This window comes from Myxococcus sp. AS-1-15, from assembly GCF_020037055.1.
Lineage (GTDB): Bacteria > Myxococcota > Myxococcia > Myxococcales > Myxococcaceae > Myxococcus > Myxococcus fulvus.
This window is the reverse complement of record NZ_JAIQDF010000027.1, coordinates 69,145-83,127: the sequence shown is the minus strand read 5'-3', so window position 1 is coordinate 83,127 and position 13,983 is coordinate 69,145. Positions and strand designations below refer to the sequence as shown.

Sequence of the window (13,983 nt, the reverse complement as noted above, 5' to 3'; positions counted from 1 at the left end):
CGCGCTGACGCTCGCGCTCGGTGATGCCCATCAACCAGGCGGCTCGCTCGTCCATCAACCAGCTCGCCTCGCAACAGTGCGCCGCAAATTCTTCGAGGCGAAGCAATTCGCGCCCGCTTGCGAAGAGGTGCTGAAACTCATCGGCGAGGTGTATGCCATTGAGGCGGATCTGCCCGGCTGGTACGCCATCTCGGAAGAGATGCGCTCGGTCGCGCTCGCGCAGAGGCTCGCCGTGCGCCAGCAGCACTCCGCGCCAGTCGTCGAGCGCATCCGGCAGTGGGCCCTGGGGCAGCGAGCCGCCCCGGGCAGCGCGTTCCGCAAGGCCCTGGAGTACATGCTGAAGCTGTGGGACGGGTTGACCGTCTTCTTGCGCAACCCCGTGGTGCCCATCGACAACAACCACGTGGAGCGACAGATGCGCGACATGGTGATGGGCAGGAAGAATCACTACGGCAGCAAGTCCCAGCGAGGCACCGAGGTCGCAGCGCTCTTCTACTCCCTCATCGAGACGGCACGCCTGCGGGGTGAGGACCCCGGGCACTATCTGCGGCGCGCTGCTCTCGCCTCCATCGAGAACCCAGGCACAGTCACACTTCCGAAGAGTCAGGACTGACACCCGCTCCCCCGCCGTCCCGAGCCGGTCAGCACGGCGCCGGGACGGGGCACGGCGAACAGTTACGCATCCACGGCACCACCAAGCGCCAGGTGGCGGCCATGTTCAGCGAGGAGTGCCCGAAGCTGCTGCCCCTGCCGGTGGAGCCCTTCCGGTACTACGCCTTCGGCGAGCGCGTGGTGCACCTGGACGGGCACGTCGAGGTGGAGGGCGCGTACTACTCGGTGCCCCCGGGCCACATCGGCCGCAAGCTGCACGTGCAGTGGGACAGTCTCCACGTGCGCCTGCTGCTGCCCTCCTCGGGGCTGCTGCTGCGCGAGCACACCCGGACGCCTCGCGGCCACCACCGCACGCGCGAGGAGGACAGGCCCTCGCGCGCGCCGCGCACCACGTTGCAACTGCTCGAGCGCGCCGCACGGGCTGGACGCAGCGTCGCCGCCCTCTGCACCGAGGTGCACCACCGAGAGGGCGAGACGGGCACCCGGCGAATCCTCGGCGTGCTGTCCCTGGCCAGGAAGTACGGCACCGCGGCCCTGGACGACGCCTGCGAGGTGGCACTCGAGGTGGGCGTCCCCACCTACCGCTTCGTGCGCCGCTACCTCGAAAGGCGCACGCCCACTCCCGTCACCCTTCGCCAGGTGGACCCGCTCATCCGCGAGCTCACCCACTACCGCGACGTCATCGCCCGCCTCACCCAGCCCACCCCTCACCCAGGAGACAGCTCAGGCGCTGGGCCAGCGAGCCTGTCGTGCCGGCCACACCGTCCTCTACGTGAGCGCCCACGACATGCGCACACAGCTGCGAGCCTCACGCGCCGACAACAGCTACGAGCGACGCCTCCTGCGCTTCACTACTCCAACCCTGCTCATCGTCGATGACTTGGGGCTGCGGCCCCTCACGGGCGAGGAGGGCATCGACCTGTACGAGATTGTCCGCCGTCGCTACGAGCGTGCGGCCACCTGCATCACCTCCAATCGCGCCCTGGAGGAGTGGCCGCCGCTATTTGGTGACGCACTGCTGGCCAGCGCCGCCATGGACCGGCTGCTGCACCACGCCCATGTCCTCACCATCGAGGGCGACAGCTACCGCAACCCACCGCCCGCCAAGCGCACCCGCGCACCGCGCGCGGCCCAGGTCGAGACCATCGCACGCTGACCCCAGCGGAGCTCCTACCGGACCGGTTTGGCCGAACCCGCTCGGACCACTCCGCCGCGATTCCTGGGCACTTCACATCCGGACCTGATTGGCCGAACCGAACAGCGACCTGGTTGGCCGAGCCTTGACACTCATCGCCTCGGAGCAGCGCGTGCGCCTGCTGGACGGTGCTTCGACTGGGCCTGGCCCAAGAAGATTGACCGCGAGGCCGTCGAGTCCGCCCTGCGTCTGGACTTCATGCAGGGCGCTCGCAACGTCGTCATCGTCGCGCCCTAGGGGCTGGGGAAGACCATGATTGCCCAGAACATCGCCCACCAGGCCGTGCTCAAGGGCTCCTCCGTCCTCTTCACCTCCGCCTCTCAGATGCTGATGGACCTGGCCAGCCAGGACTCCTCACGCGCGCTCGACAGGTGTCTGCGTCACTACACCAGTCGCACCGGCCTGCTCGTCATCGACGAGGTGGGCTACCTCTCCTACGACTCCAGGAACGCGGACCTGCTCTTCCAGGTCGTCTCCAGGAGGTATGAGCAGCGCAGTCTCGTCCTGACGTCCAACCTGGCCTTCTCCGACTGGCCCGGCATCTTCCCCAACGGCGCCTGTGCCACCGCGCTCATCGACCGCGTCATCCATCACGCCGACATCCTCAGCATCGAGGGGCAGAGCTACCGACGCAGGGCCGCCGAAGAAAGCGCGGCCGCTCGCAAGACGAAGGCGAAGCGCTGAACCTGCGCGCCGGGACGGTGGGCTCGCGCACCCGTCCGCCATCCCGGTCCAGATTCCCGCGCTTCCTCGTGAACGCCAACAGAACGAGCCTGTCCGACTCTTCAGGGGGCTACACCAGGGTGGTGGAGCGCACCCTGGCCTGGAAGAACCAGCCCCGCCGACTTCGAGTCCGCGACGAACGCAGGGACGACGTCCACTTCATATTCCTCGTCCTCGGCTGCTGCATCATGCTGCTGCGCCGCCTCTGCTCTGACATTTGTTAGGGGCTGTAATCCCCGCGGGAGTGTCGATTCCGCCCCAGGGGCGCCATCCCAGGGTCTGCGGAAAGGGCTTGCCTAAAGTGGAGCACCTCCGGCCAGAATCTCATCACCCAAGGGGGGAATGATGGCAACCGCTGCAACAATCCGAGCCGGGGTCGAGCAGTTCCACCGCGAGCATGGTGCAACCATCCGTGTCGAGGACGCCTTCGCACCTTGGGTTCTCCATAAACGGTACCGGCTGACGCCCCAGGAAGCTTTCGTACAGTCATCAGACGGCAACCATGACGGAGGCGTTGATGGCTTCGCCCTTCAGCGCGACCGCGACGATCGCCCGCTCCTCTATGTGATGCAGGCAAAGCTGTCGGAGAACCCCACCCTGGTCCGCAAGGGATTGGAGGACCTCCGGCGTGCCGCGGGACTCGTCGAACGGCTGATGGTCCAAGGAGACTCAGAACTCCCAAGTGAGAATCGCGTCATCCAGAGGATGCGAGCGGCCCTGTATGGACTGGATGCCGGATGGCAGCAGGGGCTGCAGGTGCGGCTCGTCCTCGTACACCTCCTCAAGGAGCAGGAGCTGTGGCTGTCATCCCCCAACGTGCAGAAGCTCCGAAGGGATCTGCTGAACGAGCTGGGCGATGGTGCCCTGGCTGGACGAGCGAGCCTCGAATTCCTCGGCCCGCCGGAACTGGACGTGGCTGACGTGATTCCGGCTCCTGCGCCGACCAGCCGCATGCAGTTCGAAGGGACCGAGTTCGACATTCCGGGGGGCGACCGGGTCATGCTGGGCCTGGGGCGGATCGCGGACTTCGTGGAACTCCACGAGCGGTACCAACACCACCTCTTCGCGAAGAACGTGCGGATGTTCCTGCGGCGAGAGGCCAGCAAGGACCAGAGCGCCGCCAACCAAATTCGCCAGACGCTCGAGGGCATCTGCAATGAAAAGCTGCCCGTCGAGCAGTTCGCGCTTCTCCACAACGGCATCACCCTGACGGCGGCTCGAGGCAAGCGCGAGGAGACAGGGGTCCTGCTCGAGCCCGGGACAGAAGGCATCCACGTGCTCAATGGTTGCCAGACCGTCTACACCTCTTGGAAGTTTTTCAAGGAATGGTCCAAGCGCCGGCCAGACGGAGCCTGGAAGTCCCGATGGGAGCGCATCCGGGTCCCCATCCGCCTGGTGCTGACTCGGGACGATGAGCGCATCCGTCAAGTCACAATTGGAGCGAACCGCCAGACGAGCATCAACTCCTCGGCCTTCTACGCCCATGATCCGGTCCAGCTCTCACTGGAGGACCGATTCGCCCGCTTGAACATCTTCTACGAGCGCCAGCAGGGGGCGTGGGACCACCTGAACAACGCGGACCCCAACCACGCCAGCACATTCATCAATGGCAGGCTCGAAATCGAAAGCACTGCGCGCTGCGTGGCTGCCGCCAGCCGGACCCTCGGCTTCGATCTCGCCAAGAGCCCGCAGCGCATCTTCGATTCGCAGGAGCAGTACAAGCGCGTCTTCCACGAGAAGCATCTGCGCTCCGTTCGCTTCTTGCTCTTCCTCGACAACGCCTACCGCACGACGAAGCTCGTCCTGCAGGACCTCACGAAAGAAATCGACAAGTACGAGGATCTCCAGCCGTCCCGGTTCGTCATCCCGACCTTCCGTCTCCTCGTCCTCTGGGTTGCACGCCGGGAGCAGGAGGTGGCCGAGGAGTTCTCCCGCCTGCAGCTTCAACCGAAGCCGTCCAGCCCCATCCGGTCCACATTCCGCCTGCTGATGCGCCACCAGAAAACGGGGCTTCAGCAGCTCCTGCCAGAGTTCTGGTTCGAGAACGGCGAGTGGCAGGACCCGTTCGACAAGGACCGCTTCCAGGCAGCGCTCAGCAAGCTCCACCTGGAGGCGGTGGACCCATTCGAGCTGTTCCGCAACCTCGATGACCTGGATGAGGAGGCCGAGGACGAGGAAGTCGCGGCCAGCTGATTCGCCTCCCTGGTTCCCATGTTCCGACGGGCCCTGGCGCCCACGAGGAAGACACCTTGAAGATTTCCGCCGACCGCACGCACCTGCAGACCCTGCTCGGGGTTCCCGATCAACAACTTCGCATCCCACCCTATCAGCGTCCCTACGCATGGCAGGCGGAACAGGTGGATGAGCTCTGGAGCGACCTCACCCAGACGCTGGGCTCGGGGCACTTCATGGGCTCCATCGTCCTCAACTGCGAGGTGCCGGAGTCTCCCGAAGTCATCGACGGGCAGCAGCGCCTCACGACCCTGCTTCTGTTGCTCGCCCTCATCCGTGACGAATACGTGCACCTCGATGCACAGCGGGTGGGCTACGTTCAGCAGTTCCTGGAGACGCTCCACCCGGACGACGAGGAGCGGCGCTTCAAGTTCCGGGTGGGCGAAGCGAATTGGCAGGTCTTCAAGGACTTCGTTCTGAGGGCACCCGCGAGTCCCGGGCGCAAGGGCTGGGCAGAGGGCGAGAAGCTCAGCAGTGCGGAGCGCCACCGCAACGCCGCGCTTCTTCGGAATGCGGAGCGCCTGCAGGGGCACCTGCACCAGCGCCTGGCGGGCCGCGCTGGTCCCACTGAGCGGCTCGCGGAGCTTCGCAAGCTGGAGGAGGCCATCGTCAAGAAGCTCGAGTTCGTAGTCATCCGGGTCCAGCAGGTCTCGGACGCCTTCGCCATCTTCGAAACGCTCAACGATCGGGGGCTGGCGCTCTCTGCGGGCGACCTCCTCAAGAACCACCTGCTCATGCACGCGGACAAGGCGGGGCTCTCTGTCGAGGAACTGGCCGAGTGCTGGGACCGCCTGCTGGCATCGCTTGAGGGCGCGGACATCACCCGGTTCCTCCGCCACTACCTCCTCATCCGGCACCAGCGGGTGACCAAGGAGGGGATCTTCGTGCTCTTCAAGAAGGAGGTGTCCAGCCAGGGCGTCAGCACGCTCATGGCGGACCTGCTGGAGATGGGACAGCTTTATGGGCAGTTCGTCGAGCCTCGGAACGTGAGCCACGCGGGCGTGCGTGCTGTCCTGGAGGACCTGCACACGCTGAAAGCCACTCTGTGCTACTCCTCTCTCCTCTCGGCCCGCCGCCATCTCAGCGACGAGGACTTCATCTCCTTCGCCCGGCTCGCCGAGGTGCTGACGTTCCGGTACAGCACCATCTGCAGCAAGGACTCGAAGGAACTCGAGGTGTTCTATCACCGGAGCGCGAAGCTGTTGGCCGAGTCCCAGGGGAAGGACCTCAAGGCCGCCCGGAAAGTCCTGCTTGATGCCATGCCGTCGTCCGAGGAGTTCACGACAGCGTTCCTGCAGCAATCGATGGGACAGAAGTATGTCGTCGACTACCTCCTGCGCCGGATAGAGAGCCACCTCGACGACGAAAAGAAGACACGCGAGCCGGGGTCGATTCACATCGAGCACATCATGCCCCAGCATCTCTCGACCGAGTGGCGAGGTGCCCTGGGAAGCCACCAGGCAGAGCACGGCGACTACGTCAATCGCTGGGGCAACCTCACCCTGCTGGGAGGCAAGAAAAACGTAGTGGCCTCGGATGGGCTGTTTGAGAAGAAGCGCACCATCTACAAGGATTCGCAGATCCGCCTGACACAGGAACTCGCCACGCTCGACGGTTGGAATCTCGAAGCCATCGAAAGCCGTCAGCAGAGGCTTGCGCTCCTGGCGGATACCGTCTGGCGCCCCTCCTGAGGACAGTCGGGGGACCGCATGCGCCACTTTCCGCTTGGCCCCCTCGTCATTGGCCCCCGAGATGACGAGGCGTGGGATGAGAACGAAGCGTCCATTGATGACCCTGACGAAAGTGTCGATGGTGACGGAGCCGCCCCTCACCCCCTCACACGCCTCTGCCTGGAGTTGAACGAGCCCGGCCTCGAAAAGCCCCAGGAGGCGAACGAATTTCTCCAGCGGTACCGGGGGCAGCTCGGGCTGGAGGAAGGCGAAGGCTCTCTCATCTCCCGCTTCCTCCAGCGTGTGTGGCCCGACGGGGTTCCCACCACCCTGATTGCGTCCAATGTCAGTTTCAACCGCCAGCATCCAAAATGGTTGCTGCGCCCGGTGAGCTGGGGCCCAGAGGCCGGAAGCTACGCCGCCGCGCACCAGACGCTCGGCATGGAGGCCTACCGCCGCCAGGGGCGACTTGTGGTGAAGCGCTTCGAGGTCACACCACACGTTCCACCACGAGACCACGAGTTGGTGCTCACAGCGCCTCTCTTCTGGAATCCCCGCGAGCTGTGGATGCAGCCCGAGGATCTGGATGTTCTCGGCCGGTTGCCCTTTCACCGCGAAGAGACGAGCAAGCGACTCGATAGCTGGCGCGAGTACCTCACCTGGAAGGAGGAGCTCGTGAAGAAGCTCCAGGTCAAGGTGCCCTACCTCGCCTGGAAGTGGATGGATGAGCACCGCTTGGCCTTCCTCGTCAAATACCCTGTCCCTGGCAACCGCCGCCTCGACGGCCAGGAGCTGAGCGCCACTCCGCCCGAGGAAGAGGAAGATGAGCGCCCGACGGAGGACCGGCCCAGGAACCCGCGTCGGCGTGACGCCGACCCTTTGGGTCTCGGTGAGGTGGAGCGCGTCGCGGCCATCCAGCCACGGGACGGGCGCGCCCGTGAGTTCTGGGCCCATGCCCTACGGAACGAAGACTCGCCTGGCCAGGTCATCATCCGGCTGGAGGAGGACCTGGCGGAGCGGCTACACCAGAAGGAGAGCCTGCTCCCCGCCCGAGGCGTCCTCGTCTCCGCCATCGCGGGGGACCTGGCGCCACTGCGCAACCAGGCGCAGGCCATCAACCGCCTGCAGAACAGCCAGGGCTTCTGCCCCCGGCTCGCGGACTTCCTCTTCTCAGCCCCCCACGCGAGCCTGCCGGCCGGTCCCCCGCCGGAACTGGCACCCCTGCCTGGCACCCGCCCGCTCAACCCCGGGCAGGCCGAGGCTGTCACCAAGGCTCTGGCCGCGCCGGACCTCTGCCTCATCCAGGGCCCCCCTGGCACCGGGAAGACCACGGTGATTGCCGAGCTGTGCCTGCGGGTGACCGCCGAGGGGGGCCGGGTGCTCGTCGCGTCCCAGACCAACCTCGCGGTGGACAATGCGCTCAGCCGGCTCGCAGACAGGCCAAGCATCCGCCGCCTGCGCCTGGGGAACGCGGACAAAGTCGACGAGGACTACCAGGACTTCCTGGCCGACAAGGTGGTGGACCGGTGGTTCTCCACCATCTCCGATGCCTGCACGGAGCGCATCGAGGAAACCGCTCGGCTAGAGGACACGTTGGCGCAGGCCCGGCAGCGGCTTGACGCCTTGCGAGCGGCGTCGAAAGCCCACGATGAGGCGCAGGCGGCCCTGCTGATCGTCGGAGATCGGCTCGACGAAACGCGGCATGTCGAGGGCGCGCGCTCACGGCGGGTCCGTGACCTCCGCGAACGGAAGGAGGGAGCTCACCACCAGGGCGAGGTGCTCCGAGCGCTTCAGACCTGGGCGGACGGTATGGCGGAGCCGCCCTCCTTCTCTGCGCACCTCGAATTGCCTGAGCTCGAGGTCCTCCTCCGTGACGTGCGTGCCCACCTGTCACCCAAGGACTCGGTGGGGTCCCTTGAAGGGATCGCGCTGCTGGCTGCCGTCGCCGGCCGGAGCGCCGAGTTGGAGAAGCTGCAAGACCTGCTGACGGATGCCAGGCGCCGCTGCGAAGGGGGGCTCTCGGGAGGCGCCCAGGCCGAGCTGTCCACCCTGATGGCCGAGCGCCAGCGGCTCTCCATGTCCGAGGATGAGGCCGATGCGGCTCGGCTCCCGGCGTTGAACAGGAAGATCAAACAGATCCAGGGAGCGGAGTGGTCCCGCTTCACGCAACAGCTCGCGGATTCCGCATCCCGGGTCTGGGGTGCTCCGGCCCCCCTACCCGCGCAGCAACTCATCGATGCCCTCCAGCCTGCCAGGGAGCTGCTGCCTGCACTCGATGCGCTCGACGCGCTCACCACTCAGGCGAAAGCGGCCAGCGAGCGTGTCACACAGGCCCTCCCTGAACTGTCGCGGGCCTTCGGCATGAGGTCCCGCGAGGTCCAGGCACTCAAGGAACAACTGGAGAGTGACTCGCGAGCAGCCGAGGCGAAGCTTGGAGCCATTCGGGTGGAGCGGGAGGGACTGCTGGAAAGGGGGCGCACGCTCCATCAGGCGGTGGAAACGGCTCGGAAGCAGTGGAACGAGGCCTGGCGCGCCCTGCATCCCGAAGACTCGGCGCCGCTTCAGGCTCTCTCGGTCCAGGCCCTCGAGGCCGCGTCCAGGAGCCAGCAGCAGGTACACCACGACACCGAGGCACAGTTCGACCACCGCCGACGGTGGCGCGAGGTCCAGAAGGAATGGCGCCAGCGGCTGGCCCGCGTCTCGGAGTCCGACCGTGAGCAACTCCAGTCCCTCTACATCCAGCACGCGAATGTCGTTGGAATGACCTGCAACGAAGCCGGCAAGAAGCGGTTCTTCCAGGCCCCTGACTTCCAGCCGTTCGACATGGTCATCATCGACGAGGTGAGCAAGGCCACCCCTACCGAGCTCATCATGCCGATGCTGCTGGGCCGGAAGGTCGTCCTCGTGGGAGATCACCGCCAGCTTCCGCCGATGTTTCGAGAGAGAGAGGCGAGCTTCGCCGAGGCCCAGGCCGAGGGAGAGATCGACTCCGCCACCTTCCAGAAGTATCAGCGGATGGTGACGGCCAGCCTCTTCCAGGAGCTGTTCGAGGCCGCGCCCGCCGAGCTCAAAGCGATGCTGTGGGTACAGTACCGCATGCATCCCCAGGTCATGGATGCGGTGAACCAGTTCTATGGAGGCAAGCTCCAACCCGGGGCGGGCCCTGGGGAGGACAACCCTCGGGAGAAGCTCGACGCCCGGAGACAGCACCACTTCACCATCCCGGATGGCCACGGAGGCCGGTTCCTGGACCCCCATCAGCACCTCTTGTGGGTGGACTCATCCCGCAACACCCAGCAACAGCCCAACTGGGAGGAGCAGCGCGGCACTTCCAAGCTGAATCAGCTGGAGGTGGAACTGGTCATGGAAACCCTGCGCCGGCTCAACGTGGCACTCTGGGAGCGGGGGTACGGCCAGAGCGTCGAGCTGCGTGTCGAGCGCTCAGAGGCCGGGATGATGATGCGGGACTTTGTCCGGCAGCGACTGGGCGGCGCACCCGATGCCACGCTCGACGACCTCTTCGCCGAGAAGCGGATTCGCGTGGGGGGCCGCTCACAGAAACCCCAGCAGCAGGTTCAAACGGGAGAAACCATTCACGTGGACGCCCGTCGGCAAGTCGGGGTGATTACCTTCTACGGAGCCCAGCTCAAGGCGCTCCGGGAGGCCATCGACCGCGAGCGTGACAACCTCGACGCGATGGAAGTGCGGACCAACACGGTGGACCGTTTCCAGGGAATGGAGCGCCCCATCATCATCGCGAGCCTCGTGCGCTCCGTGCGCGGAAACATGGGCGAGTTCGTTCGCCAGTTCCAGCGCATCAACGTGGGGTTCTCCCGGGCCCAGGAGCTCCTGGTCATCATCGGCGCCGCGGAGACCTTCAAGCGTGCGCTCATCGAGCTGCCTTCGTTGGAGCCACAGGAGAGCGGGCCCCCGGAGCGCAAGGCTGTCTACCAGAGCATCTTCGACATCGCCGTCCGTGCGGGAGGGAGGCGCCATGCGTGGCAGCTCCTCACCTGAACCATCGCCCTGGTGGGAGATTCCGCTCGACTGGCCGGTCGAGCATGTCCCTTGCCAGTTGGAGGTGGTCGAGCCGCGCCGCCTCACCGCCCTGGAGTGGGCCGTGCTCCGGGTGCTGGAAGCATTCGGCGACGCCCCGCCCTCGTTGGAGGAGATGGCCGAGGAGCTGGGCCTCGGCGAGCCACGCTTCCTCGCCGCTGTCCTGCGGGCCCTCCTGTCGCAGGAGGCCCTCCACCCGCGCCCCGGCGCGAACGAGGCCACGGGTCTCGGGGAGGTCCTCTTCACCGAGCGGGGCCTGGAGCTCTTCCGCAAGGGCCAGGTGGACGGAGCGCCCTCCACGCAGGGCTATGGCCTTTGCTTCGACGCCATCACGGACGAGTCCCTCCCGGTCAACACACACGGCAGATCAGACCCAGGCTGCCCGGCCATCGACCCTTCCGAGCTTCCCGAGCCCCGGGAGGAGGTAGGCCTGGAGCGGCTCCGAACCATCGTCCAGCGACTCGGGCCTCCGGTGGGAGGCGCGGACGCCCTCATCCGGACAGTGCGGGTGCTCTCTCGCGGCGAGGCTGGGAAGATTCGCTCCGGTTTCAGCTGGGTGACCCACCCGCTCACGCTCGTCCCCACGCCGGAGGGTGGGTTTCGCCTCCACACGCCCTCGCTCACCCCGCAGCAGAGGGAGTGGCTCATGGCGTACTCCCTGGAGGAGTGGGTCACGCCCGCTCGGGCGGTGACGCATGAGTGGGCACCCCACCCTCCCTTCCTGCGTCGCGGCCAGCCCTTGAAGAGGTGGAGCGCCTCGGCTGAGCGGCTTGTGCCCATCTCCAAGGCCGAGCAGGAAGCGAAGCGCCTCGTGGCCACCGCCCGACGGGAGGTGCTGCTTCACGCCGCGTGGGCCGCCGCCCCAGGAATCGCTGACGCCCTCACCGCCGCGGCCAGCCGGGGAGTGGCCATCTACGTACTCGGTGCCGCCGCCACCGGCGTCAAGGCGTGGTCCGCCGCGCCTCAGCGAGCACCGGGCTTCGTTATCGAAGCCATGCACCCGGACGAGGCTCCCGGAGCCCTCGTGGTGGACGGACGCGAGGCGCTGCTCCTCGATGAGGTCAGGGCCGAGGTGGAGGACTTGGGGACGTACTCCTTTGAGGTCGTCGGGGGGATCCACAACCGTGCCGCGACGGTGGGCGCGGAGCTGCGCCGAGCACTCCTGGACGCACTGCCCTCCCCTCGACTGGGGACACACCCTCCTCTGGATGTCCGGCAGGCTCCGCCGACCGAGGCTGCGGTGCCACGACTGATGGCAGAGCCCCAGCTGCGGCTGGACCTCGCCCGACTGGTGCTGCACCCCACTCCGGAAGGCTGGTCCGGCATCGAGGCCTGGCTGGCGACCCGATGCCTGGGCGCGGACCGGGTCGCAGCCATCCAGCAGGTGGCGGACCTCACGGGTCCGCTGTTACCGGATGCCACACCAGCCCCATGGCGCAGTGCGGGTGCCACTGCATGGCAGGCCTTCCATCAGGCCATCCTCGCCGCGGGGCCTCAGGTGGTTCCAGACGACGTGCTGCGGGCGCTCATCCGACTGGCCCCCCCGGAGACCGCGCCAGAAGCGGTCCTCGAACCACTCGTTGCTCAATGGGTCCACCCCGAGCCAGCCATCCAGTCGGTGGAGGCCTTGAGCCTGCTGGGGAGGCTGCGCACGCTCATGGACGGGCGCTGGCAGGGAGCACCGGTGCGCTGTCCTGGCTTCATCGCGGCTCTGGAGCGGTGCCTGGAGGTCATTCCACCCCCACCAGACGAGCAGAGCGTCGCTGGGCTCGCACGACTCGTCGCAACCGTCGCCCCCGCCGATCGGGCGCAGCGGTGGGCCTGGGCGGTGGTGGCACTCTGGCCAGCCCCACTCCAGCTCGAGGACTTCGGGGAGTGGAGGAGACGGCACGAGCCCTTGGGCGCACTGCTCGGCCCCGCACTGAACACCCACCATGCCGGGCAGTGGAAGGCCCTCATCGCGGCCACTCCCGCGCGCACCGAGGAGCAGCTGTCCGAACAACTGCGCATGAGCCAGGGATTGCTAGCGGCTCCCGTGGCGGTCGCGAGCATTCTGGCGCTCCCGGTTTCAGATGACCTCCTGCCCCAGGCCGAGCGCCTCATCCTCCTGCGAAGCGCCAGCCGGAGCGTGTGGAAGCAGGGCGCTTTGAATGACGAGACGTGGAACCGGCACCTGCAGGCGCTCCTGGGCATCCCTCCGCAGGGCTACTCCACGGAGGTGCACGGCCCGCTCCTCTCGGAGCTCTCGCGGCGGCTCCAGGGCTGGCCCGGAGCCGGCTCGGTGCTGCGCGCTTGGGCCCAGGCACTCGTGGGGACACTCCCGCCACCCGTCCTCGTCGAGGGGTTGGTGTGGTGGCTGGAGTCGCTCCGGGGCGTTGCCGGAACTCTCGGGCCCGACCTTCAGCGCACCGCGAGCACCGCGCTGGCCCGGCACATGGGCGCCCTCCGTGACGCACGCCAGCGAACGGCGCCCCTCTGGGAACAGGTCATCGAGGCCTGGCAAGGACTGGGGCTGGCAAGGACGTCCCTGGAAGCACTCGTTGAGCCACCCGTGGCCCCTGCTGCGTCGGCGAGTAAACCCAACAAGCAGGGCAAGAAGGGAAAGAAGCGATGAGCATGAAGGGGGAGCGGGAGCTGCAGCTCGAACGTGCGCGCCGGGAGGCCCTTCGCCTGGAGCAGGTGCGAGGCGAGAGCCGGGCACTCCTGGCGGTGTGCAACGAGACGATTGCCGGGGTTCGCGATGCTGCTGTGCAGCAGTACGCTGCCGCCGAGCTGCGTGAGCTCGTCAGCGCCCTCAACGAGGCAGGGGCCCGTGTGCAGGAGGCGCCTGATGCCGCGCTGGAGCGGATTCAAGGGCTCCAGCAGCGGCTCACCTCCGCCCTGGCAGCGGCTCAGGCGCGCTCCCGGGCATGGTCGGAGGCCCAGGTCCAGGCCCAGGCACGGCTCGAAGCCCTGGCGGGCCGCATTGAAGCTGTCACGGCCGCCCAGAAACACCAGACCGGCCCCGAACTGGAGGAGGCCCGCCGCAGGGTGCAGGACGCGCGCACCCACGCAGGCCGCGGAGCCGAGGCAGAGGCGCGACAGTGCCTCGAACAAGCGGAGCAGGCGCTGGACTCGGCACGGGCCGCCAGCCTCGAAGAGAAGGTCCGAAAAGAGGTCGTGCGAGGACTCCTGACGACCCTGAAGGAAATGGGCTTCGTCATCGTCGGGCCGACGCTCTCGGCGGACATCGTCATCCTCGAGGGCCGACTGCCGTCGGGCCGCCGGGCCCGCTTCGAGGTGAAGGTCGACGGCCAGATGAGCTTCGACCTGGATGGCTACGAGGGGCGCACCTGTGCCCAAGAAATGGAGAAGGTGGAGACGGCCATGCACGACCGCTTCGGGGTGACGCTGGGTCCCCCGCAGGTCGTGTGGAAGAACCCGGACCGGCTCTCACAAGGTGCGCTGGAGCTTCCCGGGGGCAACCGCTCCCGAGGCGGCCAGTAGGAGGCACGC

General features: G+C 67.1%; 8 protein-coding genes and 1 pseudogene. All 9 read left to right on the top strand.

Annotated elements, in window-relative coordinates; genetic code table 11:
- Window positions 1-613, top strand: a 613-nt coding sequence (locus K8625_RS41930) for a transposase (protein ID WP_223785868.1), incomplete at its 5' end; no start/stop codon positions are given.
- A 65-nt stretch (window positions 614-678) separates the two neighbouring features.
- A pseudogene (locus K8625_RS44730) lies at window positions 679-1,296 on the top strand (IS21 family transposase); the annotation flags it as partial.
- 88 nt (window positions 1,297-1,384) lie between these two features.
- The gene (locus K8625_RS41920; RefSeq protein ID WP_223785866.1) at window positions 1,385-1,768 is read left to right on the top strand and encodes an ATP-binding protein; all 384 of its coding nucleotides are present in this window, start codon (window positions 1,385-1,387) and stop codon (window positions 1,766-1,768) included.
- Window positions 1,769-2,047: 279 nt separating this feature from the next.
- A complete protein-coding gene (locus K8625_RS41915; protein ID WP_305070943.1) occupies window positions 2,048-2,491 on the top strand; it encodes an ATP-binding protein in 444 nt (147 codons plus the stop codon).
- Between the two features lie 384 nt (window positions 2,492-2,875).
- Complete coding sequence (locus tag K8625_RS41910) at window positions 2,876-4,723, top strand: AIPR family protein (RefSeq protein ID WP_223785864.1); 1,848 nt, start codon at window positions 2,876-2,878, stop codon at window positions 4,721-4,723.
- A gap of 56 nt (window positions 4,724-4,779) precedes the next feature.
- Complete coding sequence (locus tag K8625_RS41905; RefSeq protein ID WP_223785863.1) at window positions 4,780-6,453, top strand: DUF262 domain-containing protein; 1,674 nt, start codon at window positions 4,780-4,782, stop codon at window positions 6,451-6,453.
- Between the two features lie 18 nt (window positions 6,454-6,471).
- On the top strand, window positions 6,472-10,449 hold the full coding sequence (locus K8625_RS41900; RefSeq protein ID WP_223785862.1) for an ATP-binding protein: 3,978 nt from the start codon (window positions 6,472-6,474) through the stop codon (window positions 10,447-10,449).
- Window positions 10,427-13,102 carry a hypothetical protein gene (locus K8625_RS41895; protein WP_223785861.1) on the top strand — a complete coding sequence of 892 codons (2,676 nt, stop codon included), beginning with the start codon at window positions 10,427-10,429 and terminating at the stop codon, window positions 13,100-13,102. The genes K8625_RS41900 and K8625_RS41895 overlap by 23 nt, the downstream gene beginning before the upstream one ends.
- Window positions 13,099-13,974, top strand: a complete 876-nt coding sequence (locus K8625_RS41890) for a hypothetical protein (protein ID WP_223785860.1) — start codon at window positions 13,099-13,101, stop codon at window positions 13,972-13,974. The genes K8625_RS41895 and K8625_RS41890 overlap by 4 nt, the downstream gene beginning before the upstream one ends.
- The last annotated feature ends 9 nt before the right edge of the window (window positions 13,975-13,983 follow it).